The organism is Bradyrhizobium sp. BLXBL-03 (genome assembly GCF_051853015.1).
Classification (GTDB): Bacteria; Pseudomonadota; Alphaproteobacteria; order Rhizobiales; family Xanthobacteraceae; genus Bradyrhizobium; species Bradyrhizobium manausense.
The window spans coordinates 7,546,671-7,572,873 of sequence record NZ_CP182470.1 but is presented as its reverse complement, the minus strand read 5'-3'; the positions used below and the strand labels follow the sequence as shown (position 1 = coordinate 7,572,873).

Genomic DNA, 26,203 nt, shown 5'->3' with positions numbered 1-26,203 from the left:
TCCAGCATCGAGCACATCGCCAAGCAACGCGCCTAGTGGCGCACGCCCCCACGCCAGGCGTCGGATGCTCGCATTGACGCGGCCCAGCACCCGTGGCCGCCCAGCGGCCGGCCAGCTGCGGAAGCGGACCGAGTTGATTGCCAGCGAGGCGGGGAACGGCAGCCGGCCCAGGCATCCGCACGCATCGGCGGTCAATCGGCCCTGCAGGCGGCAAAATCACTTGGCGGCTCGAGTGAATCTGCGCCGGCGAGCCGCGCCACCCCATCCGACGTTGGAACTCCTCGTAGTAGGGGCGTAGGCCCGCGTAATCGATGGGCCACGCCGGATCGATGGGGTCAGGGGCTACATGCGCTCGCGCGTTGAAGTCAACGGTGCGATATCGGAAGGTGATCCCAGCGTACAATGTCATTCCACCGCTGAGCGCCGACACAGTCTACGGCCGTCCGAATGGCGTGAATTTGCAGAGCGATCCCGTGGGCAACGATCGTGCCACTGGCACCGCTCCCGACCACATACGTCAACGGCGTCGGACGTCATTGTCCCACCTGTGGCAAGGGACGTCGGCCATGCACCATGGCGACGCGCTCTTAAACGGCCAAGTCAAGACGGCTAATGAGAACTGTCAGTGCCAGTGTTGAACGTACGCCCAGGGAGACCGTCGGGAGCTACTTTGAAATTCGTACATTATGACGCACCGTAAGATTCAAGTCCTCTAAGCGGGCTGTCGCATGAATACGTTACAAGATCCGCTGAAGCAGCGAGACATGAAGGATAAGACCGGTATCCTCAAAGCATCTGGCGATATGTGTGGTGGTGCAGTAGCCCAGCGTGCGACTTGTCGAGGAGTAGGGCGGTTCTTCTCCCGAAAGCTCAGGCTACCACTTTAGAGGGGCCGACTCTGGTTTTTCGTCAGCTTTTCGAAAGGTCGAGCATCTAACATGAAAAGCAAGGAAGTCCCGAGCTCGTCGCTCTGATTGCTCAATCGGAGGTGTAGAATGGATCCGTTTAATGTCGTGAAGGCTGTCTGTACAAGTTCTCGTGCCACATCGCGCGCAAGGCCGGAGCAGCTGAAGATGAGCCAAGTCGCTTTTGAGCATCACCTGAGCCAAGCAGCACAGGAGCGGTCAAGTAAAGCCGATGCAGAACTTTTCCGTCATGCTGCCTTTGCTCAGCACGAGGCGGGCATCGGCATGGTGTCTCAGCAGCCAGATGAGAAACTTGTTTTCGTTTCGAACCGTGTTTCAACCATCGATCCCAACAAACCCAAAACGGGTGGTCTTGCCGCGGCCCTTGAGCCTGTCGTTGAACGCTCTGGCGCCGTTTGGATGGGGTCCTCGGGGACGCTAAGCGAGGGCCGTGAGCAGCTAAATGTTCCTGAGTCGCACGGCCGGGGTGAAGTTGTAAAGGTAGATCTACCGGCCGCTCACTATGATAACTTCTATTATGGATTTGCAAATTCCACTCTGTGGCCGGCATTTCACTCGTTGACCGAGCGGATGTCTCCTGCTTCGGAGGAGCATTACAAAAGCTATTGCGAGATCAACCGCGCCATGGCGCGCGCGCTGTCACGGCTTAAGAACCGAGGCGCGATTTGGGTGCATGATTATCATTTTCTTCCTCTCGGCAATGAGCTGCGCGAGCGCTCGATTCAGCAACCGATCGGCTTTTTCCTGCATACGCCATGGCCGAAGCCTGATGTTATGGAGCAGGTACCTCATCATCGCGAACTAATGGAATCGATGCTGGCGTACGATCTAGTCGGCTTTCAGACCCGTTGGGATCTGGATAATTTCCTCTCCTGCCTGCGAACGCATCTAGGGCTGGAGAGCAAGAGCGATTTTGTGATCTCGGATCGCGGCCTTACGCGGTGCCAAACCTTTCCGATTGGTATCGATCCCAAGCAGTTCGAAGAATATGCCGTGGAATCGCTCGCGACGCATCGAAATGAGATCTCGTCGATGCAGAACAAACTCGATGGCACGAAGCTAGCCGTCGGTGTGGATCGCCTCGACTATACCAAGGGTATCGACAATCGGATCAAAGCTCTCGATCAGGTTTTGGCAGACAAGCCGCACAGCACCTCGCTGTTGCAGATTGGGACGTCTTCGCGCGCCGACATTCCAGCATACGGTGAATATCAGCGCGATATCGACAGCCTTGTCAGCGACGTCAATCGTAGGCATGGAACGAACGACGGATGGAAGCCAATTCTTTATGAGAAGGGACACTTCCCGCAGATGGAACTCGCCGGCCTCTACCGCACTGCGGATGTTGGTCTGGTGACGCCGTTGCGTGACGGCATGAACCTGGTGGCGAAAGAATATGTTGCTGCGCAAGATTCGAACGACCCAGGCGTGCTGGTTTTATCGAAGTTCGCGGGGGCGGCAGAAGAACTCAACGAAAATGAGGCGCTGCACGTGGATCCGGCCTCGCCTCGTGACATCGCGACCGCGATTTCAACTGCAACAGACATGCCGCAAGAGGAGCGCATCGAACGCTGGCGAATGATGATGAACAAACTTGAGGCGTATACGATCCACGACTGGTCGAAGGACTTCCTTCGCGAGCTCGGCCACAGTCGGGTGGCCATGCCGGCGGATCAGTTCCGATATCTCGGCTTCGGTTGGATCAACGAGGCGCAAATACCCACCTATGCGACCCAGGAGGAGTTGAACGTCGCGGTGAAGCAGGTACAGGATCCGCGCTGGATCTTCCCTTCGTAGTGCGTGCAGACCAGACGGGAGGCGGCCCCGGATGATCAACTAGGGGCCTTTCAGTAAGCCGTGTACCCGTAAACCCGGCGGTGCGATGCGACTAACGCCTCCGCTTTACCTATAGCGACGAAGTCCGTGCGGCAGCAAGCCTGTCGATCGGCCGGAGTAGGTGGTCGGCGGGGATGTGCCTAACGGGCGAGAATTCATAGAACAACGCAGCCTGTTCGACTTGCCGATGCCCCATCATGACCTTCAGCCCTGCTAATTAGACCGCGGCGTCGCAACCGCCGTCCTTTTTCAACAGAATAGGCCAAATAGCCGAAGTCAGCCTCCATTCCTTGTCACGTCAAACATGCCGTGATCTCGGAGCGAGCATTGCGCGCGACATAGGCCAGCGCAAGCGCAGGTCTCTCTGAAGAGCCAAATCCTTCAACCTGACCCGGAACTTAAAATGAAGCGCCGGTCCCGCTTCTGGACGGGACGGGCATTCATGGGGAAGAGCTTGCCGAAGCCTGCGATGTCGGTCTCATCCACCTCAATTGGATTGGCCAGGACGATCCAATCGACTGTCTCACTACACGGCGGCGTCGTCAGTGATCCCGCATAGTGGTAATATGCTCGTTGCGTCGGCAACAGTTGGCTGGGGTCGATTGCCGGATCAGCTGGAACGGCTCGTCCCTTGTCTGACGGCATAGCCGCGACAATGCTTTTGAAGACTGCGTTCGGCTTTCCAGCGACCATAAGCACACCAACGACGGCCAGCCCGTCGGCATCGGCGTGAACGAAATGCGCTTCCATGGCGAAACGCTTACCCTCGACAAGGTGCTCGCTCGGATGATGGAAGTGGAGCTGCTTCAGCGCATAGGGGCGGTCGCCCAAGTGGAGCGTGTCGCCTTCGGCAAGATCAAGCTGAATGGTATGGCCATTGTTGACGATCTTATCCGGCCGCCTGGCCCAACTCATCCTAAGCGGCGGCTGCGGGGCAGTAATGGTGCCGGTTATATCGATGGGTGACTGCTGGCCGCCGATCGCGCACGCGGCGTCAGCGGCGTCGAGACCGCCCCATTTGTCGGGCCCGGTCTCTCCATCGTAACTCCAACGATGCTCCGCCGCGGACGCGCACAGGGGACATAGCGCGAAACCAGCGAAAAACCCTAGAGCTTGCCGACGATCCATGACTGTCTCCCTGTGGTGCGGCCACGGTTCGATGTTTCGATTATGAACAAAGGACTCACGCGTCGCCGGAGCCTTGATCGATCGTGAGCTCAGGAACGGTCATCCCGAGCTTTCGCAGGGTTCGTGCTGATGAGGAGGGCGTCAACCTCTCAAAAATCAGCGTGCTGACGCTACTGGTTGGGCGAATTCACAGGTCCGGCAAAGCAGATAGCCGTCCCTTCCATTCATTCGATCGACAATTTCGCAAAACGTCGGTCCTTTGAAGAGATCTTGATACTCATCGCGAAGAAGATTGCCCAAGATGTGACGTCGCTCAAAATCCATGCAGCACAGCGTGACGTCGCCGTTTGGGAGAAGAACATTACGATGTTCTCGTTCGTCAGGACACGTTAATACTCCGACGATCGGCTTTCGGGCCTGAACGGTCTTTGGATCGACGCTTCCACCCCTGCTGCTCAGCGGACGTGAGCGAACCAGCGCTTCCTCGGGGATTATCTCGACAAGCTCGGGATGGACTTCACCCATGACGACGAATAGCATTGATGAAATGCCTGCGTCGACCAATTGACGTAGCAATTCGACATATTTGCGCCTGACTAGGCGACTGTTCATGTAGGTGCCGTCATCAAAAACGTGCACCAGGAAAAGCCGGAATTTCAGCGCTTGCAAGCGTCGTAGATTCCGCTCTTTCATTCCTACGAGTGTCGTGGAAATCCGAATGCTATGGCCGGCTTCGTAAGCATGCTCAACCATTTCGGTGCAGGCCGGATTGAGCCAGGCCTCTGAGTACCCGGAAAAGCTGATATCGACAGCCTTTGGTACGCGCGCCAAACATTTCTTGAAATCTTCGAGACGAAGATGCTTTGCATGAGACACGACCCTTTGCCTCTCGGCAAATTTGTCCTGCGGACAATAAGAACATCCGACGACGCAGCCCGTTGTCGTAGTTATCTCCAAAACTCGTTCGCCGGGAGGGACCGCGCCGCCCAAGTCCTGTAAATTCGTCGAGTGTGAATCAACCATTTGCAGGGTTCTCCCGAATGTCCAGCACAAAGAGCGTCCCCACGCAGCCGACTGGCGGCCTTCATGAGGGCTTGCTCAGCATGAGCTCGGATGACTGGGCGATAAAGATGACATAGCTAGGGCTGAAACGCAGTTGGATCGAGGTTATCCCGCGTTGTAGGGCTTCTCCCGTTGTAAGTGCGTGACCCCGGAGGCAAACTCATTGTCAGGTATAGGCGAGTTCGGTAACCGCGGCGCAAGTCCGATCGCCAAGGCATTGGTCATTGTTCTCTCGCCTCTTGCAATAGACATTGGCCATTTATTGGCGTCGGTGCATCGATGGGGTCAATCCGATTCCGAGTACCCAACCGGCGTCGGGCCGTTTGATGCGACCAAAACAGTACAATATGACGCCACGTACGATTCAAGCTCTCTCGAAAACGAGCGGAACGGAAAAAGCGCGTTGTCAACTCACGCGAATTGCTTCGCCGTCAAGTGGCGCTCTATAGCGATCAAAGCGTGCGCCTGATCACATGTTCTGGACTGAGCTCAATCGGTGCAGAACGAGACGATCCCTAACGTATGAAGAGTTCATGCAAAGGCTTTATCAGCCTGTCTGAATTGTACAGCTCGCTCACGTCGTTGGGCGCTTCGTCCTATCTTTCAGCTCCCACCAACCTCCTCGCTGAGGAAACGGCGAATATGCAAATCGGCACGACAACCGCGCTTTCTTTTTTCCTTTTATCCATGATCCATCGCAAACCTGTTTTGCGGAGCCCGCATCGCCTGTCCTTGCAAGCACCCATTGAGGCTTGAGGGGGACGCCCGCACGCGCGGGCATCACCGAGGTCGTGCTCACGGACGGAAAAGTTACCGTCCCCATCTTCGTCATGTTCCCTGAGCTAGGCAACGCCTGCCCGTCAGCTTCTCATCAGCTTGTCCCAATATCATTCACAGCAGGGCCCAAGCAGCCCGACCGCACTGCGAAGAGACCCCCGTCGAAGAGAAGCGAGAATCGCCGTGTATAATCGAATCAGTGAATCCACACGCCCTAACCAAGCTCACGAGCCGAGCCAGTCGGTGGACAGCGACGGCTTTCGGCAAATACTTGCAGGCATATCGTCCCGATCGGTGCCAGATCATCAGGCGAGTTCGCCTGCGGCGCTAACAAGGGCGAATTCGCTGGTTTCCCAGCCTCCTAGCCTAGAGTTTGAAAGGCTTTCACTTGGCAGAAACAGGCAAAATCTGACGTCGCGACGGAGGCTGCCACCTGGGGAGTTGCCCGACAAAATGGGGTGCTGCGTCAGCACGCCACAGACCGCCGATCCTCGCATTCCCAGTACATCCTCTCCGGCGAGGTGGAGCACCTCCCTGTTCGATTACAGGACAGCCGAATTGAATGACGCAAATGTAGACGGCATCTGCGTCGGGTTGACGGCGGAGTGGTTCTGCATTTTGAGCAGCAGCCCGTCGGAGCGAATGAGTGCGCTAACACCCGGATCACAAAGGCACACCTCAGCGGCTATGCGGCAGGAGCAGTATCAGGATCACAAGGATTACTTGCGAAGGGGGGGAGCAGGAGCTGCTCAGGCAGACCTTGAGGCACAAAACAGGGTGTTGCGGGAAGCGAACCTGGCGCCATCCGGAAAAGAGAAGGTATACGAATTCGGCGACTCTTCGAGCCTCTCGCGCATGGTGGAGAAAATCGCCGATGACGGATCGAAATATTTGCTCAGTTTGTATTTCGCCGAAGGTGGCTCACACGTAGTTGCAACTTCGGCGTTGAATGGAACAACTACACTTTTCGATCCTAACTATGGAGAACTTACTGCTCATCCAGGGGAGATGGAAGGATTGTTGCAAAGCCTCGCCAATCGTTACAGGAACCCCAACGGGCAGACTTTGACGACAATCACCACACAAAAGATATACTGAGCCGGGACTGCACTCGGCGGACGACTGGCCTTCTATGAAGGTCATCCATCCCCCCGCGTGCAGCACAGAGCGCGAGGTCAGCTAAATCGATTGAGAAAATAGAGGTTAGGCCACCTCCGTGATAAGCTCGGAGGTGGCCTGTTGGCCGCAAAGGGTGGTCAAGCTAGAAAGCTGATCGTCGAGTTCCAAAACAATGGGCCCGTCTGGCACATAGCCCTTGTAATTTGCATTGTGGCCGAGCTGAGAGCCGCCTCGAAGGTCCTGGCGCTATTCGATTGTCCAGAGATCTCATACTAGGGGCGCTGGATTTTAAGAAAGACGAGCTCCCCAGCCAGATAGTTGGCTCGGCATTGATGACGGCATCGAGTCTTAACCGGAAGGAATGCTAACGCCGACAACCGGGCGGTGATGTCCTGTGCGTCTACCGAGTTGCGATGCTCGGAGCTGTCTAGCTTCATGGTGCGAGCTGCGCGGAGTGCGGACGAGCCGCCACCAGCCGAATGACCGAGGTTACCACGACTGCCGTCCCGCGGGACTTCGTCGGCCGGTTGAGCACCGGGCCAGAAAATCGGCGAGGATCAGGCCTCGTTCGGCTGCCCTCAATCGAACGGTGTACCTTGGACCCAGATGCACTAAAAGAACTCTGGCGAACTTACGCGCAATAGCGACCTTTGCCTTCCCCGCCAATCCGCTTGGGAAGTTTCATTCCCCAGGCCTTAAGAGAAGAGTTTCTTTGTTCGATAGCCAGCCGTCGGCTCGAACAGGTACGTTCGGAAGCCTATTGCGCTAGCATGATACCCTGCCATTGATGTCCGTTTCGCCGGATTGGGTGCACCAGATATTTAGATCAAGATAGGCGACCTACAGTCGATGCCGATCGGAAGCGGGACGAGTGATCGATCGTATGGCGGAAAGTCAACACCGTCACAACGCCGATGCCATGATGGTCATAAGGCGACGTGTTCTCTCATTTGACCACGCTTCTGGCAGCCCCTAGCGCCGAATAACGTCCAAGCGCGTCGTTTGGCAGGTGCCGCGTCGTTAGTCGTGCAATTTTCTCATTAATACTCCCTTCAATTAAGGCACCTTGATATGCCGGCAAGCGGCATCGAAAGCGTGGCGCTTGCGACGTTCGATCCTTTTAAAAAAGAAGCCTGCGGCGCCCGGGCCGTCAAGCCCATGCCCCCATGGCGCCGCCTCTGATACCCGCTTCGGTTCCCCAATGGTGGATGTTTTGCACGCCATCGGGGATTGCGACCTCTTTGCAAACCTCACGCAGGCGCTGCAGGTTTTCATCTAGTGCATTGATCCTGCCGGGCCGCAGCATGCTCTTGTAGGTGTCGTGATTGGCAAGCTTGGCCTTGTAGCTGTCCGGAGTATGGAATTCGAGCTCGAAGCGGTAGTCGCGTTGAGTGGTGAGCACAGTCTTGATGCCGACAAAGGTCGGATTACGCATCCTGAACCAGTTGGTTGTGCTGACCTCGGCGTAACCTTGCTCGTAGAAAGCCAGAATGGCCTTCTTGAAGGCGCGCGCAAAATCCTGGTCGGGGACTTCGAAGACGTGACGAACTGCATTGTTGATCAACTGCGAGTTGCGACCTGCGGTCATCCCGGTGAGCTGGTCTGTCATCGATTCTTGCGATCTCAAGCGGCGATCGAAATGGGGCATATTTATCTGGATATTCGCTTGCTTGAGAGCTTCGGCAACGCACAGTGTCGTTGTGGTGATTTCCTGCTCTTCGGCTTTAGCGCGAGACTTTTCGATCTTGGCGCGCTCCGCAGCGTCCTCACGGGTTAGCGGGACCCTCATGAGGGAATCCCCAGCTGTAGGCTGCCGCCGATGAGGTTCGGGCAGAATACGGTTCTCCACGGCAAGCTTGATCGAGGTTTCCATGATTGAAGCCGCCAGCGTCGGATTGTCTTTCAAGTCCTCCAGGGTCGCATCGACATCGAGCCTCCCTTGATTGAGCGGCGCGGCGATACTCTTGAGGTAGGGGACGGACGAAAGGCCCGGCACCCGTTGCAGGAGGCGCTGAAGCTCACCGCTTTTCTTCATAAAGAGGCGAGCACCGGTGTTGGACTTATAGGCATCGGTTCCAACCTTGACGCCAAGGCTCAGGAGGTTATTCGCGCTCTGGATCAAATCGTCCGGATTGTATCCATCTGGTCGGGGATCGATGCGCGCAGGATAATGGTCGAGCAAGGCCTCGATACGGTCGCGTGGTTGAGGAGAGGCCGAATAGTGTTCAGCCAGCTCCGGGAAAAGCTCCCACAGCTGCCCGCTCAAGAGCGGATTTACATCGCTCCCGCTTGCGACTGTTTCGGGCAGAACCTGCGCATCCGCCATCGCTGCCCAGGCCTCAAGGTCAGCAACGAGCAATTCGGCAACTTCACGGGCGAGCGGATGGTCCGCGGCCTTTATATCACCGCTCGCCCTCTCGAGCAGGCCTTGAATATCCTGACCGCTCACCTGTTCCTGGTTCAATAGGTCACGGATATCTCGTCTGAGCTCATGGTGAACGCCCTCGTAGATGCCAAAGATAGCCCGCTCCGCAAACCAGCGCCGCGCTGGCTCGGATTGCGCCAGAAAGTCTCGCTGCAGGGAGCCATAAGTTCCCAGGACACCTAACGTGGCAGCGAGGATCTGGCGGGCACGACTGAATTGGTAACGCTCCTCCTCGATCGCCGGGGTATGCGACTTTGGCGGTTTGAGTGAGCGAAGTCCGAGAGCTTGCTCCTTTTGATCAAACTGGCGTACATGCTGATAAAGCTGCGGCCGGTCGCCGACAATAACGACGGTATCTCCGTCGAAATCGCCGTCGAGCTTTTTTTGTTCGGTAGGCGGGACGGCGACCAACGACCCTGGAGCGAAAACCTCGGTTGCCTGCAGAATGCCGACGCAGTCGACCGGCGTGTCCACCTTTACGCGGTCCTTGCCGTTGGTCCAGCTCGAATGGCACTTGACGTCCTCGGCGGACAGCACCAGTCCACGGTCGGCGTAGTTGGCCGGCCACATCTCATCCGGCACCACAATCAGAATACCTTTGGCAAAGAGGCTATGATCCTTGGCCGCTAGTTTCTCTCCCGACTTTTGTGCGACATTAAAGCTATATTGGATGGCCACGCACTTATCGAGAAACATAGCGGTCGGATCGCCATCGCGTGCTGATTTGACTTGCTCGGGGGCAAACGGGCGCAGGTTCGGCTTATCATAGGGGGCTCGTCCGACCAGCACGCCACCAGACAACATGTCGCTCTTGAGCGTCGGCACGTGGAGGGATCCATCACCGGACGGGACGGCGACGGCGCCGGGACCGTCAATGTGTCCGGCCGTCACGGTGCGAAACAACTCTTCGGACGTCAGCTTTTTCTCTTGCCTGCTCTCAAGCCAGGCCTTGGCCTTCTCTCGCGCCTCATTCGCCACCTGCTCGCTGCGCGGATAGTGTTGCAACGCCGTGGCCGGCAGGGACGATCTCCTTCCCTCAGCGAAGGCGAGCACCCGATCTGGACCCTCTTGGTGGCCAGCCCGGAGGACAGCTGGCATATGCTTGGCCAACGAGGCCTTGATGAAGCCGCAGCCATCATGCGGTCGCAAGGCAATCGGGCCTTCCGGCCCCGTCAGTTTGAAGGCATGCTCGTCGTCGCCAGACCGGTCCGGCGCGAGCAACAACCTGAAGGCGCCCTCCAGGGCATAGTCGTGAGGACCCAGACCTTTGATCGACGGAGGCGCCGCAAAGCCCCTGCGCTGGGTGTAGTAGTAGGCTTCTTTGAAGGGGGCCCAGGCCCGCGAGAGCTGCTCGAAGGGCGTACCCGGCGCAGTATCGGCATACGGAATGGCCAATAGCTTGCCCCCGGAAGTCGTTGGCTGGTCGCCGGGACCACGGGCGGCGATCTCCGCAACCGTCGGTCTCGGCGCTTTTAACTTGCTTCCGCCGAACAGATCCATGCGGTATGGCACACCATCGAAGGTGAGCGTACGCGCCAACATGAAGGCGCTCGGTTTTCCCGGCAGCTGCACCGCGATCACTGGCACAGCTCCCGAGGTCAGGCGATGAAAAATCGAATATCGCGTCTCGGGCTCCGTGGCCACTCGCCGCCCCTGCATGTCCACGACAGGCAACTGCATCAGTCCCGCTTCACCCTGCGGTGGTCTGGGCTCGTGATCCATGGATTGCAACACCTGATGGACGTCGAAGACGGAGGCAGGACGTTGAGACCGGATCGTCGCCTCATCCTGCGCCATGAACGCGTCCAGCGCATCAACCGGACTGTCCGCCTCGATCTGCGCGATCAGATTCCAGCTCATATTGGAAAGGTCGTTTGTGATGAGGGTGCGCGTCTTGGCCAGAATCTCCTTGGTCCCGCGCTGCAGCTCTTGCTGCCTCGCCTCCAAATCGCGCTTCTTGCCCTCGACATATGGTCGCCGGTAAAAGTTCTCCAGGATCCCACGCGCCTTGAGTACTTGATAGACTGACAAGGCTGGGCAGCGGCTCGCGAATGGTCCGCGAGCCCGCCCAACGTTGCTTGCTATGAGATGTGCCTCGATCTTGTGCTCGATAACTGGTTGGACGACGTTCAGAAAGTTCAGGGCTTGCCTGCGGTGCCGGCGCAGCTGGTTTCTTGGGCTGCGCGCAAGAGGCAGCAGAGCGGCGCAGAGATTGCCCATGGTTTCGAGATTGTTCTCGGGCGCAAAACCAGGGAGGCGTTGCAACTCGGTGAGCCGATTTAGCCCTGACGGTGCAAGCAAACCGAGGTCATCGAACAGCTCGGCCTTGGTCAGCACCTTCAAAATCGTGGTGATGTTCAGAACGTTCGTCTCCTCCAGCCGTTCATTAGCATAGTGAAGGTAACGGGCGAGCTGATGCAGCCGATCCTGCAGCAAAGCAGCTTTGGCAATCTCCCCGCTGTCTTCTGCCTTCATGATACCCCGCCCCAGAGCATTGGCGATCATGCTGAGTTCAGGCATCGAGAACCCGCCAAATTGTTGATTTCCCCGACCAAGACCGCGCGCGATGTACACCAGGGCCTCGGAGCACGCCTCATCCGGCCACTTGCTGAAGCCGTTCAGCAGGTTCGCCAGTTCCTGGCCATCAAAGCTTGAGAGCCGGTCGGCCCGGTGAGCGGGGCCAAGGATCGAAGTGGCTATCGCGACCGTAACTTCCCCGCAGTCCACTTCTTTGGGCCACTTGCTGAAACCGTTCACCAGGTTCGCCAATTCCTGGTTATTAAAGCTTGAGAGCCGGTCGGAGGCGAGAACCTCTTTGGCTATTGCTACCGTGGCTTGGCCACAGGTCGTCTCTTCCGGCCACTTGCTGAAAGCGTTCACCAGGTTCGCCAAGTCCTGCTCAATAAAGCTGGAGAGCTGGTCGTTGTCGCAAACCTTATCGGCGATCGAGACTGTGGCTTGGCCACACGTCGGATCGTCGGGCCACTTACTGAAGGCGATCACTAGTCGTGCCAAGTCCTGGTTTTCGAAGTTCGAGAGTCGGTCGGCACGTCGATCGGGACCAAGGATCTCATTGGCGATCGCAACCGTGGCTTGACCACAGGTCGGATTATCCGACCACTTGCTGAAGCCGTTCCCAAGATTCGACAGGTGCTGCGGAGCAAACTCAGAGAGCCTACCATTCCCGCAGACTTCACCGGCGATCGCGACTATGGCCTGGCCGCAGGCCGAATTGTCCGGCCACTTGCTAAAGCCGTTCACTAGGCTCGCCAGCTCCTGCGGCTCAAAATTCGACAATCGGTCGTTGGGATCGACGCGGCGGCGATGGACCTCATTGGCAATGGCGGCGGTGGCTTGGCCACAAGTCGCGCCCGGCCATTTGCTGAAAGCGTTGACCAGGTTCGCCAACTGCTGCGGAGTAAACTGAGAAAGCCGACCGCTCCGGTCGACTTCATCGGCGATAGCGACGACGGCTTGGCCACAGGTCGGATCGTCCGGCCACTTACTGAGGCCGTTCGCCAGGTTCGCCAACTCCTGCGGCGTAAAACCATAGACTCGGCCATTGGAATTGGCGCGGCGGCGAAGGATCTCACCGGCAATGGCGGCGGTGGCTTGGCCACAGTCTGTCGTGCCCGGCCACTTGCTAAACCCGTTCACTAGGTTCGCCAGCTCCTGGTTATTAAAGATTGAGAGCCGTTCGACGCGTCGATCGCGGTCAAGGATTTCATTGGCCAGCGCGATTGTGGCTCGGCTACAGGTCGGATTGTCCGGCCACTTACTGAAACCGTTTACTAGGTTTGCCATCCCTTGCGGATTAAAAGCAGAGAGCCGTTCGTTATCGCAGACCTGACCGGCGATTGCGGCTGTGGCTTGGCTACAGGCTTGCTCCTCTGGCCACTTGCTGAAAGCGTTCACGAGGTTTGCCAATCCCTGGTTCATAAAACTTGGGAGGCGGTCGGCACGGTGAGCTGGCTTCAGGATCTCATTGGCTATCGCAACTGTGGCTTGGCCACAGCTCATCTCTCCGGGCCACTTGCTGAAAGCGTTCGCCAGATTCGCCAATCCCTGGCTATTAAAATCCGAGAGGCGATCGGCACGGTGGGCGGGGCCGAGGATCTCATTGGCTATCGCGATCGTGGCTTGGCCACAGCTCGTCTCTCCCGGCCACTTGCTGAAGCCGTTCACCAAGTTCGCAAGACTCTGCGCATTAAAGTCAGAGAGCCGGTCGCGACCGCCGACTTCCTTTGCAGCCGCGATGATGCCGTTGCAACAGTCCACCTCTTTCGGCCACTTGCTGAACCCGTTTACCATCAATGACAGATTTTGACTGTTCAGCTCCTGAAGTATCCAGCTTTCGTCGTGGGAAGATCTCGCGATTCTCTTCGTTGCATCGCGGCATCTCGTCGAAGCTGGGTGACGACTGAAGGACAATGCCAAGAGCGAAAGCGCTTTCGGCTCGACTTTCTTGATGAGCCGATTATCAAGCCGCGACACCTGTTCTGCCACGGCCTCGCAGGCTTGCAGACCTGTTTGACCTCCAACCGGCTGGCTCAAGGCGTTGCATGTCGTCGCATACCCCCATGACTTCCCGCGGCGGACATCCTCGTCCCAGCGTGGCACGAACTCGTCCTTGAAATGGGTCGCAGCCTTTTGCAGGAAGGTTGCCAGTTCCGGCATCTTCAGCTGCTTGTGATGCCCCTGTTTCGTATGCTCCACAACAGCGGTTGAGAATTTAGAGATGTCATGGGCCCGACAGGCGCGGTCAATCGTTTCCATCGCCTTACGAAATCTTGGCTCGTCAAGCTGTGCGCGCCGATGTCGTTCAGAGTTTACACCATGCGTGCTAAAGCCGGCCGCCTCGTCGAGGCGGCCCTGCGCGCCGCCCAGGCCAGATCTGGGCTGGTTACCTCGCAAGAACGCGCCCGCGTGTGAGGACCCAGCCGCTCGATCGCCCCGCCAACGCTCGCCGCCAGAGCGCACCGAGGTCGTTCCCGGATTTGCCTCTTCATGATCCGATCTATAAGACTGCTCCTCGACGCTTACAGACGCAACTTCGCCGCTACGCGGCCGTCGTGGTCGAAAGGGCACGGACGGAGTATGTCGTGGGGCCGCGTCCAGTTGCGAGCGCCCTTGTGCTTGATCCGTACGCAAGGCGTTACCAGGGAAACGCGAGGAGCTTGCGCCTCGATCTAGTGCTTCCCGGTAAGATTTATTAGACCGCTCATCAAAGCTATCACCGATAGGGTGCTTGCCTGGTTCAGGCGGCAGAGATGCACCACAAGGGCGGGGCACACCTGTCTGCGAACTTCCGGATGCTCGATCGCCCCGCCAACGATCATCGCCGGAACGCGAGGAGCTTGCTTCCCGATGTGGTGCGCCGGACTCTTGAGGATCAAAGCGGACCCGCTGCACGATAGAGCTAAACGATTGGCCTCCTTCTCCCGGGGCACCAGCTGGTCCAGTGCGAACTCCTCCCGTGCCCTCGCTACCATCAGTTCCCGATCCAGAAGCCTCCGACCGCCCACGTCCGCTAATGTTCATAAAAGTCCATCTCCGATGCAGGCAACAATGTGATCGCTATGGTGGCCGAATCCCTGACCTGCTTTTTCAAAGCGCATGAGCGTCTATGCAGCGCTTGGACAGATCATCACGGGCGGACAAATTTGGTCCTCGGATCAGGACCTCGCTCGGCCACGAAGCTTCTCATCTCGCGTCAGTGAACCATTTGGAGTTGCTGGCAGGTTCCGTCAGTCATGACGAGGGCGGCCGCAATGTCGAGAAAGCAGGGCCTTGCGCAAATCGCGAACGAGCCGCTCGCGTCTGCCTTCTGGAAGGGCGCTGTACCCGTCGTGGCCGAAACGGTTCGGAGCGAATAGGGGCGCTCGGATAAAGGCTGAGCGGACGGGGGACGCTGAAAGCACAAGCGTAATGTCTGTCCAAGCACCAACTGGCGCTGGCCAGGGCGGGCGCAGAGTGTGTTAAGCGTTGTTTGTCTGGAAAGATTATGCAAGTCCCAGCCTATTCCTGCAATCTTGCTGTTATTCTCGGTCGTCACAGACACCGCTTCCGCGCACCTCGAACTGCAGTCCGTCCCGGCCTTTGCGTGGTCCCACTTTCGGTGGCACGATTGCTGACATCTGCAACCGAGCCCGCATCGCGCGCTCAATCTATCTTGGTCCATAGGCTGCATCAGGGATCTAGCCTTGCACCGATCTTTTCACGCATGCGATTTTGCTATCGCCTAACGCAATGAGCCGACCCATGCGCTCGACCGCGCAAGCCGTGTCATGCAACGATCCGCAGCCAAGCTGCAACGGCCTGGCACCACAACGCCTGCTCGCAGTCTCGGCTAGCGCAAAGGCAAAGCGATCGCAAGCTGCATGCAGATTGCGTCAGCGTCAGGAGTTCACTCGCTTGGCTTAAGAGTGCGCGGTTACGGCGCGCACTCTTCTACGTCGCTTATCAAGGGACGGCTTCGCGGTGGAGAGGCGGCGTCTAATCCGCGAGGTCCTCGCCGTTGCGAGCCTGAATGAGGCAGCAAAGTTTGCGCGACGGCGTCATTTCAAGAACAGACTCCAAGTCGGAGACTGCCCCGCACAACTCGCCTCATGCCACATTCTGAGATGTCTCCGTGGTGGCGTCCTTGCTCGGAACATCTGCATCTCGCGTGGGCTCGGTCTCAAGCTTTTCCTTCAGGTCGTTCAAATAGTTGTCCGCATAGGATTGCGCCTCCGAGATCGTCATATCGATCCCCCTCGTCGCAGCCTCTTCCAGCACCGTCTTTGCGAGACCCTCGCGTATCGCCAATTTGACCTCGGGCCCAGAGATACAACCAAGGGCCTGCGCCGCGAGATTGATGCCGGCCTCTGCCAACGCCTTCTTCATATTGCCTCCGGTAATGGCCGTGTGCAGAAGGTTCGCTGCTTGCGACTCGAGCTCGAGCCCCATCGATATGGCATCGGCCACTTCGCCCAGGACCGGAATGAAGCCGAGTAAACCGACTGCCGTGGCCGCCACGTCAAGCACCTTCGTGCCTACCTTTAGCACGTCATCGACCACATGCATGAGGGCTCCGCCATTCTTCTTCGCAGACTTGACATCGGGTTGGTCGGCAATCCCTGTCATCATGTCCGCGACAGCGTCCTGGTCGGCGGCGGTCGTGGGGGCATGGGTCTTTACCTGCTGAACGGTGCGATTCGCGCCTGACATGTTGCTGTAGAAGTGCGTGAAGTCCTTGTTGCTGATATTACCGGAATCGACCGTATGCCCGCCGCCGAAGTCGAAGAACTTATGATGGGTCTTATAGCCCGTAATCGAATTGTTCAGCAAACCAAACAACAGCGGGTCCGAGAGCAGCTGTGACGCTGCTTGGCGTACGCTTGGATCGAGACTCTTGTCGTCGGCCATGCGTGCCAGCTTGTCTCGTGTCAGGTCACCGTCCCCGAAAAACGCGGACTGATTCTTGTTGATCGTTCCGAGCGTGTCGAGCTCGCTCTGCGTGAGGTTCATGGACGATGAAGCGATTTGCAGAAAGTCCTCTTTGTGGACTTTATCGATCGCGCCGCCGTACAACCCCTTCCAGGCGTCCGCGTGGTCGAGGAAGTATTGTGCCGCCGCGATCACTTGGGGCGGACACTTGCCCGTTTTGGCCTTACCGTCGACGATCTGCTTGAAATCGTCCAGACTCAGAGACTTGGGCAGGTAGTCGGAATACCGGTAAAGCTCGCGCAATGCATCATTCAAGGTCATGACCGACGGTTGCCCATCTCCGGTACCATCGGATGGAATGTAGTTCTGCTCGTAGCTGCGCGCCTGCTGCTCCTGGAAATTAGCCACCTGTGAGTGACTGGCGGAGAACTCGGTTAGATCCTTCTCCTTGATCTTGCCCCCGCAGCGGCCGTCGCCTTGCGAGCCGATCGCATAGAAGAGCTCCGGGTCCTGTCGCAATTTGTTGATCGCCTCCTTCAGATCCGGTGGCGTCGAAGGATCGTTGGCCTTATCTGCAAGCGAATCCCAACTGAGCGGGCATTGATCCTTGTGCCGGTTCAGCACGGCCACGATTTGCAGCTCCTCATCGGTAAGCGTGCCGCCGTTCCACGTGATCCTCGAGCTTGCCACCGGCTCGGCCGCAGGTGGCGGAGGAGGCGGCGCTGTTTCCTCGACGGGCGAGTTGGAGGACTCGTCCTGCGCGGATGCCGTTTCCTCATCGGATGCCTTTTCCTGCTCAAACGCCTTGTCCAACGCCTTAATTGTCGCCTTCAGATGCTCCGGCAGTTCGTCCGTCGAGTCCTGCGCCATCTGCAATTTTGACTGCTGCAGATCCGCTGGCGTGGAGGGATCTTCGGATTTGTCTTGCGGCGAATAAAGGGACACCGTTGCCTCGAAAAGCGAAGCATCGCTTTGGCGCGACGAAATTCCAGGAACAAGAAACTGAGTGTGATTCGAAGTGGCGGGTTGCGAGAAGTTGTTGAGTTGCATTGGAGGTCATTCCCAGGGCAGACAAAGACGGCATCGGCGTCTTGAGATCAACGCTCTCATAGAGCAGCGAGCTTTCGAGAAGCTGACGAGTTTCAGAAGGTTCACGTTGAGCCAGCGGCGCCCTCCTTGATTTCCCCGGAGAGGGACTGCATGGTCCTCAATCGTCTCTGGCCGAGCGCAAGCGCGGACATGACGCTATTCCCGGCGCGGTCTGTCGGAAGTATAGGAGCCTTCCGGTCATCCATCGCGAATATTGTTGTCGAGGAGTCGCGGAACAATATCCACTACCGATTCCCTCGGCGGCATCTCCCACAGTTCGTGGCGGGTCTGCGCCCCTACACGTCTGATCACGAGTGCGATGACGTATAGTGTTCTGGAGGGTGCGGGAGATGTTGCAGAGCTTAGGTCGCGCGGCCATTGAAACTCGCGCGGTCACAGATACGGCATGGGGCGGCGGAGCCGGACTCTCATCTCAGTGCCGATTTTCACTGAAGTTGTCGCTGGATTCGTTCTTGGATTCGTCAGCTTCTCGACAGCTACCCCCACTAGCATGAGCACTGTGGATCGCTAGTCGGCGTGCCACCTTTTTCGGAACTGAAGTGAGAAGCACCAGATGTCCGGCGCAATCGAAGGCGTGGTTCACGCCAATTTGGAGAGTGATAGTTCGCAATCTGCAGCTCAGCGCCAAGAATTAGAATCAGCTTTTGGTTCGGTTCTTGGATCGGTCGCGCTGCAGATGATGGACCGAAACATGGCGAATCTTCACGAAGCCGTGGCTGAAACAGAAGAGGACACCTGACGCCGAATAGTTCGATGTCAGGGGAGTGTCGCCATAGTTGGCGGCAGATACAAACGGAAGGTGAAACGATATGGTCAACAAAGTTGGTTCTGGCTCTCATGGTGGTGATCATGAGCTCGATCAAAGCAAGGTTGAGAACAAGTCGGCGGGCGACAAGTCAAAGGACGCGGCCGATAAGTCGAATAATGCTAGCAAAGGGTCTACGGCAGCTTCGGGCACTGGAGCTGTGATTGATAAGGTTGGCGGCGCCGCCACTTTCGAGGCGCTCATCGCGGAATTGAAGGCGGTTAACCAGGAGGCCATGGTTCAGGACATACGGTTGCGCTCATTGTCTACTGAGCTCTCGAGCGAGAGGAAGGCGGCCAGCGAGCGTGTCAACGGGTAATGCTGGAAAGCGGGGCACTCCTTGCTCCGCTTTTTCCGTGGCGGCGATGTGACTAGTGCGGCTGGGAGTGAGCCGTGCGTTAATCGCCTGCCCCTGCTCCTTTTGGTTCATGGGGATTGTCCGTGAATGAGGCTGCCTCCCTCCATTTCGAGGTACTATCGGGACTTTATGTCGGGCTAACCGGAAAAGCGTCTGTCGGAACGAGTCTTATCGGTAGTGGCTTCGACGCAGATATGATCTTCGTCGAGCAAGAGCTTGAGCCGCATCACCTTCGTGTCACCCTCGTTGGCAACTCGATCGAGATAGAGGCCCTTGCAGCCATAAGCACTGCTGCGGGCGAGGGGAAGATTGCCGCAGGCGAACGCGTTGTTCATTCCCTTCCCGTCGTCATTCACGCGGGCGCGATGTCTATTCGCTGGTCGTTGCCGAATGCGGTCGTAGACAGTTCGATCGGCCCATCGCGCGCTTCGATCCCGGCGCTGGCCATCGTGTTGCTCGCCGTTATCGCGATCGGCGCTTTCTCGACCGTTTTCTTCAAGGTCAACGCAGGTGCCCCGAGCGCCAATGCGCCGTCTGCCGCCGAGCTCGCACCCAAGCCGCGGATGAATCGGCCTAACGATCGGCATGCCCAAGACGCAGCCGAGCTGTTGAAACAGGAAGTTGTTAAGGCGGGCCTGCTCGATATCAAGGTCGGTTCTGGGCCCGGCTTTGTCAGTGCTGAGGGAACCGTCACACCTGCAACTCTTGCGAAGTGGCAGGAGCTCCAACAACGGTTCGATGGTCATACAAATGGCGCGCTCACGCTGGTAAACGGAGTGCTGGTCAAGGAGGATAAGCAGCCATCCGCAATCCCTCTCGAGGCTGTTTGGCGTGGAGAGCAGCCCTATTTGCTTATCGGTGGACAGAAATATTTCGTCGGTGCTCTGTTGGCTGACGGATGGTCGGTTGATCGAATTGAGGAGGGGCGTGTGCTGCTAAGTCGGAATGGCCGCTTTGCTGCCCTTGCCTACTAGACGTTCAAAAGCTTCGGAAAGGAACTAGGAGAGCGTCATGTCAAAGCTGTCCCGCCACGATGTCAGGCCAGGCACTGCTTCGCAGAGCCTCGATGAGCACTATCGTGCGCCGGGCATCGAGCCAACCATTCGTCAACTCAATAAGGCTGAGATCGACGGTCCTCGTGCAAACGGCGAGAAGGATCACGCGTCGGCTCGGCGGGAACTGAATGCGTCATATTTGCCGCTGGATGCAGCGATCGAAGCCGTATTGGAAGCCAAAGACATTGATGCAGTCGGGCGCATCGGTCTCAACCGCACCCGCATTAATGAGGTCGACTCACGCGCAGGTCTGGCGTCGCTTCATGGGCACGATATTGCGCATGATCTCTTCGACTTCGTCACGCCACGGCTGCGCAATCCGGACATGCTGCGGGCAGCGCCGTACGGTATTCTCCTGGAACGTCTCGCCTCTAAGCTCTTGGCCGCGCCTGCGGATACGATGGCCCGCGAAGGTGTCGTCGTCCTGCAGCAGACACTGCAGTGGCTAATCCTGCTCCGGCAGAATAGGAACAGCTTGATCGAAGCCTAAGCATGGTCATCTCCGATGGAGCGCATCCGACAACAGAGGTTTCGAAATCCGGTAACGTCTCGCTGAGCTCCGGGCAGGCGCGCGATGTGCTCTGCGCCCTTTCCTATCTTCATCTTGCATGCGGGCAGGGCGCACAATGCGTAGCTCTGTTACGGCTCATCGTCGGCAACGACTCCCAAGACGTCGATTTGCTACGGATTCTCGCCTACGCTCTCATCTCGGAGGGGCTCGGCGATGACGCGCTGCCGATCTTGGATAGACTTGACACACTCGATGACGATCCGTCCTCGCGCATCCCTTTGATGCTTTTACGTAGCCATGCCTTACGGCGGGCCGGTCGCATGGACGAAGCGCGCGCGGTTTTCCAAAACTATGTTTCGCTGCGTGCCGGCACGATTCTTAACGACCAACGATCAGAAGGACCCCATGACCAACGTCCTGCGTGACATCATTGTGCGCGCGTCGGCCAACTCCGATTTGATGGTCGCGTTGATGCTGCTTCTAACGATCAGCATGATGATCATGCCGATCCCGATAGTAGCGATCGATACGCTCATTGGCTTCAATCTGGGCTTCGCCATACTGCTGTTGATGGTTGCGCTCTATATCAGCACGCCGCTTGAGTTCTCATCCTTGCCGAGCGTCATTCTGATCTCGACAGTATTCCGTCTGGCGCTCACCATCTCGACGACGCGACTAATCCTGGCCGAGGGGGATGCTGGCAGCATCATTCACACGTTCGGTGACTTCGTCATATCGGGAAATATCGTCGTCGGCATTGTCATATTCTTGGTCGTGACCATGGTGCAATTCATCGTCGTGGCCAAGGGCGCTGAACGGGTGGCGGAGGTGGCGGCGCGCTTCACGCTCGATGCTCTGCCCGGCAAGCAAATGGGGATCGATGCGGAGCTACGCAATGGCCATATCGATCAGGACGAGGCCCGCAGCCGGCGCGCGACATTGGAGAAAGAAAGCCAGCTTTATGGGGCCATGGACGGCGCCATGAAATTCGTGAAGGGCGACGCCATCGCAGGGTTGGTGGTTATCTGCATCAATATGCTGGGTGGGGTCACCATTGGCCTGCTTTCCAAGGGCATGACTTTCGCCGAGGCGCTCCAACAGTATACCCTACTGACGATAGGTGATGCGCTCATTTCGCAGATACCCTCGCTCCTGCTCTCGATTACAGCCGGAACAATCATCACTCGCGTCAATGGAGTTGCCAAGCTCAATCTTGGTACCGATATCGTCAACCAGCTCACGGCCAATCCTCACGCATTGCGACTGGCTGCCTGCGTCTTGGTCGTAATGGGGGCCATTCCGGGTTTCCCGCTCCCCGTCTTCTTCGTTCTAGCCGCGGTCTTTGTGGCAGCGAGCTTTGCCGACGGTGTGATCCACAGCGCTAAGAAAAGCGCTGATGTCTCCAGCCCGGCCACCGCTCAGCCTCCCAAGCAAACCGTGCCTGCGGAGGCTCTTCCAATCGCGTTGTACCTCGCACCAAGTTTGATACAGTCGATCGACAAAGACGAATTGCAACAGCACATTGCGCGCGTTTCGGGATTGGTCTCAGCTGATCTGGGCATCACGATACCGCGCATCCCAGTCGAGGTCGACGAGCGCTTACCAAACTCACAGTTCAGGGTGGATGTCGAGGGCGTGCCGGTCGATCAGGATCTAATTGATCCAACGCAGCTCGCGCTCAACGATGATGTGGCCAACATTGAACTGAGCGGCATCCCGTTCCGGCATGACCCGGAGACGGACAAGATCTGGATCGAACAAAGCAATGCGCCGGCTCTCAAGGCAGCCGGCATCGGGCACCGCCGTCCCGTTGAAATTCTGGCCTTGCGCGTCCATTCTGCGTTGACCCGCTATGCACAGTGCTTGGTGGGTATCCAGGAGACGCGCCAATTGCTGGCCCGAATGGAGGCGGAGTATTCCGATCTGGTGAAGGAGGTTTTGCGTACGACCCAGATTCCTAAGGTCGCCGATGTCCTGCGGCGCCTTTTGGACGAGGGAATTCCGATCCGAAATACTCGGCTGGTTTTGGAAGCATTGGCCGAATGGAGTGGACGAGAACAAAACACCGTCCTGCTCACGGAATATGTTCGCTCCGGTTTGAAGCGCCAGATCTGCCACCGCTATGCCAACGCGCACCGTGTCGTGCCCGTCTTTATCATTGAACGTCAAACTGAGGAGATCGTGCGCAGCGCGGTGCGCGATACGGCCAAAGGGCCCTACCTGGTCTTGACGGAGGGGCAAAGCGAAGCGCTGCTGTCAAAGATGCGTCAGATCAATTCGAACAGAGTTCCAGGTCAGACCCAACCAGTTATCCTTGCGTCGATGGACGTACGACGCTTTGTCCGCGGTTTCCTCACCCGTAATGGGATCGATCTTGCTGTTCTATCCTATCAGGACCTTGCTCCGGACTTCACAATCCAGCCAGTTGGATCGATCACATTGACAGCTGCGAAGGACAAGGCTCCCTCGCAGCAAATTCGCAACATGCTTACGACAGCCGACTCTCCGGCTTAGCACTCGATTAGAGAAGGGTCGTATGAATTCACGTCGGAAAAACCCCCCAGCGCACCTGCGTTTATTTTGTCCGCTCTCGTGCTCGGCTCTCCTCGCCATTCTGGGGCTCGGAGGTTGCGCTAGCTGGGATAGACCTGCTCTTCAAGTGCAGGAGACGCCGTCGCCACAATTGCTTGGCGCCAAGGATATCGATCCCGCCATGCGTGAACGCATCGATCGCGCGATCGGCCGGAATTCTGACTAGAGGCTTTGCGCGACGCGCTGAGGCGGAAAACCGCGGAACCTCGATCGCTGTAGACCGTCTCGCCGCTAAAGCCCCGCATTAGCGGCTTGAGATACTCGTCAACCTCTTGCCGGTATCTCGAGGCGATCCCCACGCGCCGAAGACAAATTCTTATCCCGGAGAACGGTATGGTGAGGCACAAGCACAGTATCGACAAGCAATTGCGGCAGCACAAGCGAACCGGATGTTGAGTGACAAATTGACAAGTCGGTGACGTTCGATGCGAACGCGAGCTCGCCAAAGCGGATGCCGCAGGCATATTGAATAGCATCCTTGCGGTAGCCGACGACAATTGTGACCTTTTCCACACCGACCGCTTCCAGATTTCGCAGAGCGTCATGGATTATCGACGTTCCATTGACCTCGACAAGCGGCTTGGGCCGCAGATCAGTCAGCGGTCGCAAGCGGGAGCCAAAACCGGCAGCCAGGATAACGGCGTTCTTGGGCGAATTGGCGGTCATTTTAGCTCCATAGTCTTTGCTCAACATCGAGTCCTCACTCCCAAGTCGTTGGCCACCGGCCTAGGAATTCAGTTCCACCTGTACAGAGTTGCTGTCAGTCCGCCGCTGAGCTCGGGTAAATAATTCGAGATCGTCGCCGTAGGAGAGTGGACTCCGAGGGGCCGCGAAGACTGTGCCCGAAATTATTGCGACATTGGCATACATCGCCGGCGCCGGATCATCGGTACTCAGTCCGTTGGCGGACTGTTGCAAATCGCTTAGCTCTGAAAGGACCGAAAGCCCGCGCGCCATGGCACAAGCTCGCTCCTAATTTCTCGCGAAGCCAGATCGATGATTTCCTTGCCAGTGGCGCCAACTAGGCTGGCAACACTGCCCCGGTCATGACGGCGCCCGACGAGTTGATAAAAGCTACCCGTTGCGCCAGCACAAGCGCTCTCCTCCGATTCATAATATCGCTCCTGGTTGTCTGGGCGGCGGGGCTACGGGCCATTTGAAACACGGACCCGACATCTTAGGAAACACGGATCATCGTCCGCGTTGGCGTTTCAAGAGAGGAATGAGCCTGGAGGCCTCGTAAGTCACAGGATGGTCGTTGAGATGGGAAGATCGGATCGAGATATTGCGCCAATCGATAAATCGGTCGGGTAAGAGCTGTCCCGGTAGTCGATCGCAAACGCGATGGAGTGAAAACCTGTGTATCCTCGACAAGTGCATTGAGTGTGTTGAAAGGCAACCAGTTGCATGGCGATGATCCTCCGAGAATGAGTACGATGGAGCGTGGGTGAGAAGTTATTACCCTCAGTCAGGAGAGGCGAAGATAGCGCGCTTCGGCACGGGCGAGTTCATCGTACCTCAAGAGTTCGAAGACCTCGTCGAGCGACGCAATACTCGGCTCAATGCTGGCAGTGTTCTCCTCAGTGAAGATGCGGTGGCAGACCCGCCGCATTGCCGCAATTGCAGCTCGCATGGCATGGTTGGCCCAGATCACCGTAGAGACGTGGGCTCTTCGGTACGCCGAGGCCGGCGTTTGATAGTATTTCGTTGGAACGATCACAACTGGCAACCTGTTCTGCCATACGTTCGCGAACGAAAAGATCTCGTCCGCGGTACTCTTTCGTGAGTGAATGAGGATCGCATCGGCACCGGCATCCGCGTAAGAATGAGCGCGCGAAATTGCATCGTCCATCCCGTGGCCGGCGATCAGCGACTCGATCCGGGCTACGAGGACCAGATCTTGCCCGACCGTATCCCTCACTGCACGCAGACGGCCAGAGAATTCGTCGATATCGACGAGGGGATGCCGCTCACCAATAAGAGAGTTCGCTTTCGGAAAGCAGCTGTCTTCCAAGGCAATTCCAGCAGCGCCGCGTTGACGAAGTTTACATGCCAGAAGACGAGCGTTGTTGAAATTCCCGAAGCCGCCATCGCCGTCAACCAGAACAGGCAGTGTGGTCGAGTCCACGATCCGCTCAACGACGTCAACAAGTTGGCTCCATGACGCCTCGTTGGCATCGCGGTAGCCGAGAGAGCTGGCAATCGACAGGCCTGACGCCCAGAGACCTTTGAAACCTACGCTCTCGGCAATCGCGGCGGAAAGCGCATCATGCGCCTCCATGAGGAAGGAGAGTTCGCTGCTGGCGCAGATTTCAGCGCGCAGCATTTCAGTTCGTGAGGAGTCAGCGCGCGAATCAGAGACACCAACGGGAACAGATTGCTGTGATTGGTTTTGCATACCGATGCCTTGCCGGCTGCGGTTGGTCGGCCGACGCTCATCAGTGGAAGGTGACATGTTTCTGTTATCGACATCAATTGCGATAGTTGGTAGTTGACCTTGTCGAAGATTGTTGCGCAGAAATTTATCCGGCGTTCCAGCGCCGACTGTCGAGGTTGATTGCCCGGAGACCTCCGCCTTCAAATCAAGAAATCGAGGGGGATGGAATTTGGGAGGGCGCAGCAAATGTCGCTATCGCAGTCTGCGAGCGCCGAGCCATTCTTGGCCCGCCATCTTGAGCGACCGAAGCCTAGCCGGTCCAGCGCGGCTTCGAGCCGTTTGGACCTGCCAGCGCAGTTGCGCCCCACAGGTCAACCTGGCGGCGGAGGACTTCCCACATGCGGAAGACTTCGCACATATCGTCGAATTGGGATGGAAGCATGGCCGCCAACCGGCCTCCTATGCCCTGAGCGGCGCCCTGAACAGAAAGGGCTTGCTGCCGACGACATCCAACCAGCGGGCAAGGACAGCGGCCTGATGACGAGCCGCTAACGAGCGGTCCTTTAAGAGCTTCATGACCATCAGCTGATTTGCAATAGTGAGGTTAGGTCCCCCGTAGGTGTCTGGTCGTTCCTACACCACCGAGCTGGCAAGGAAAAAGAGACCCGACCCCAAAACATCCGGCGCCGGGAAA

The 26,203-nt window shown here is 57.5% G+C and carries 13 protein-coding genes and 2 pseudogenes; 8 read left to right on the top strand and 7 right to left on the bottom strand.

The features are described from left to right. Positions 1-995: 995 nt before the first annotated feature. A complete protein-coding gene (locus ACNJX9_RS35820) occupies positions 996-2,723 on the top strand; it encodes an alpha,alpha-trehalose-phosphate synthase (UDP-forming) (protein WP_439406808.1) in 1,728 nt (575 codons plus the stop codon). A 420-nt stretch (positions 2,724-3,143) separates the two neighbouring features. Here ACNJX9_RS35820 and ACNJX9_RS35815 read toward each other — a convergent pair whose 3' ends face one another. Then, the gene (locus ACNJX9_RS35815) at positions 3,144-3,890 is read right to left on the bottom strand and encodes a carbonic anhydrase (RefSeq protein WP_439406806.1); all 747 of its coding nucleotides are present in this window, start codon (positions 3,888-3,890) and stop codon (positions 3,144-3,146) included. 156 nt (positions 3,891-4,046) lie between these two features. Next, a complete protein-coding gene (locus ACNJX9_RS35810; protein ID WP_439406805.1) occupies positions 4,047-4,913 on the bottom strand; it encodes an SPASM domain-containing protein in 867 nt (288 codons plus the stop codon). A 1,269-nt stretch (positions 4,914-6,182) separates the two neighbouring features. Here ACNJX9_RS35810 and ACNJX9_RS35805 point away from each other — a divergent pair. After that, positions 6,183-6,827, top strand: a complete 645-nt coding sequence (locus ACNJX9_RS35805; protein WP_439410194.1) for a YopT-type cysteine protease domain-containing protein — start codon at positions 6,183-6,185, stop codon at positions 6,825-6,827. Between the two features lie 599 nt (positions 6,828-7,426). Here ACNJX9_RS35805 and ACNJX9_RS35800 read toward each other — a convergent pair. The 3 genes and pseudogenes from ACNJX9_RS35800 to ACNJX9_RS35790 form a co-directional block, all read right to left on the bottom strand. Beyond that, a pseudogene (locus tag ACNJX9_RS35800) lies at positions 7,427-7,808 on the bottom strand (transposase); the annotation flags it as partial. A 190-nt stretch (positions 7,809-7,998) separates the two neighbouring features. Next, positions 7,999-14,049, bottom strand: a complete 6,051-nt coding sequence (gene xopAD / locus ACNJX9_RS35795) for a XopAD/skwp family type III secretion system effector (RefSeq protein WP_439406803.1) — start codon at positions 14,047-14,049, stop codon at positions 7,999-8,001. A gap of 1,830 nt (positions 14,050-15,879) precedes the next feature. Beyond that, entirely contained in the window at positions 15,880-17,751 is a 1,872-nt protein-coding gene (locus tag ACNJX9_RS35790) for an HrpF/NolX family T3SS translocon protein (protein WP_439406801.1), read from the bottom strand. Positions 17,752-18,364: 613 nt separating this feature from the next. On the opposite strand from ACNJX9_RS35790, the gene ACNJX9_RS35785 reads away from it, so the two are divergent. From ACNJX9_RS35785 to sctV, 6 genes are all read left to right on the top strand, one after another. Then, the gene (locus ACNJX9_RS35785; protein ID WP_439406799.1) at positions 18,365-18,550 is read left to right on the top strand and encodes a hypothetical protein; all 186 of its coding nucleotides are present in this window, start codon (positions 18,365-18,367) and stop codon (positions 18,548-18,550) included. Positions 18,551-18,620: 70 nt separating this feature from the next. Beyond that, a complete protein-coding gene (locus ACNJX9_RS35780; protein WP_283038053.1) occupies positions 18,621-18,935 on the top strand; it encodes a hypothetical protein in 315 nt (104 codons plus the stop codon). Positions 18,936-19,057: 122 nt separating this feature from the next. Then, entirely contained in the window at positions 19,058-19,948 is an 891-nt protein-coding gene (locus tag ACNJX9_RS35775) for a SctD/MshK family protein (RefSeq protein ID WP_439406797.1), read from the top strand. 37 nt (positions 19,949-19,985) lie between these two features. Beyond that, positions 19,986-20,519 carry a hypothetical protein gene (locus ACNJX9_RS35770; RefSeq protein WP_439406796.1) on the top strand — a complete coding sequence of 178 codons (534 nt, stop codon included), beginning with the start codon at positions 19,986-19,988 and terminating at the stop codon, positions 20,517-20,519. A 2-nt stretch (positions 20,520-20,521) separates the two neighbouring features. Beyond that, positions 20,522-20,965, top strand: a complete 444-nt coding sequence (locus ACNJX9_RS35765; protein ID WP_439406794.1) for a histidine kinase — start codon at positions 20,522-20,524, stop codon at positions 20,963-20,965. Further along, the gene (gene sctV, locus ACNJX9_RS35760) at positions 20,946-23,054 is read left to right on the top strand and encodes a type III secretion system export apparatus subunit SctV (protein WP_439406792.1); all 2,109 of its coding nucleotides are present in this window, start codon (positions 20,946-20,948) and stop codon (positions 23,052-23,054) included. Before ACNJX9_RS35765 ends, sctV begins: the two co-directional genes overlap by 20 nt. A 513-nt stretch (positions 23,055-23,567) precedes the next feature. Here sctV and ACNJX9_RS35755 read toward each other — a convergent pair. Continuing rightward, positions 23,568-23,798, bottom strand: a pseudogene (locus ACNJX9_RS35755) (sugar phosphate nucleotidyltransferase); the annotation flags it as partial. Between the two features lie 802 nt (positions 23,799-24,600). Continuing rightward, positions 24,601-25,458 carry a phosphoenolpyruvate mutase gene (gene aepX, locus ACNJX9_RS35750; protein WP_439410193.1) on the bottom strand — a complete coding sequence of 286 codons (858 nt, stop codon included), beginning with the start codon at positions 25,456-25,458 and terminating at the stop codon, positions 24,601-24,603. Positions 25,459-26,203 lie beyond the last annotated feature (745 nt).

Bases quoted from the DNA above. Each gene is read 5' to 3' on its own strand.
- ACNJX9_RS35820 (WP_439406808.1), top strand. From the start codon at position 996: ATGGATCCGTTTAATGTCGTGAAGGCTGTCTGTACAAGTTCTCGTGCC.
- ACNJX9_RS35815 (WP_439406806.1), bottom strand. From the start codon at position 3,890: ATGGATCGTCGGCAAGCTCTAGGGTTTTTCGCTGGTTTCGCGCTATGT.
- ACNJX9_RS35810 (WP_439406805.1), bottom strand. From the start codon at position 4,913: ATGGTTGATTCACACTCGACGAATTTACAGGACTTGGGCGGCGCGGTC.
- ACNJX9_RS35805 (WP_439410194.1), top strand. From the start codon at position 6,183: ATGGGGTGCTGCGTCAGCACGCCACAGACCGCCGATCCTCGCATTCCC.
- xopAD (WP_439406803.1), bottom strand. From the start codon at position 14,049: ATGGAAACGATTGACCGCGCCTGTCGGGCCCATGACATCTCTAAATTC.
- ACNJX9_RS35790 (WP_439406801.1), bottom strand. From the start codon at position 17,751: ATGCAACTCAACAACTTCTCGCAACCCGCCACTTCGAATCACACTCAG.
- ACNJX9_RS35785 (WP_439406799.1), top strand. From the start codon at position 18,365: ATGTCCGGCGCAATCGAAGGCGTGGTTCACGCCAATTTGGAGAGTGAT.
- ACNJX9_RS35780 (WP_283038053.1), top strand. From the start codon at position 18,621: ATGGTCAACAAAGTTGGTTCTGGCTCTCATGGTGGTGATCATGAGCTC.
- ACNJX9_RS35770 (WP_439406796.1), top strand. From the start codon at position 19,986: ATGTCAAAGCTGTCCCGCCACGATGTCAGGCCAGGCACTGCTTCGCAG.
- ACNJX9_RS35765 (WP_439406794.1), top strand. From the start codon at position 20,522: ATGGTCATCTCCGATGGAGCGCATCCGACAACAGAGGTTTCGAAATCC.
- sctV (WP_439406792.1), top strand. From the start codon at position 20,946: ATGACCAACGTCCTGCGTGACATCATTGTGCGCGCGTCGGCCAACTCC.
- aepX (WP_439410193.1), bottom strand. From the start codon at position 25,458: ATGCTGCGCGCTGAAATCTGCGCCAGCAGCGAACTCTCCTTCCTCATG.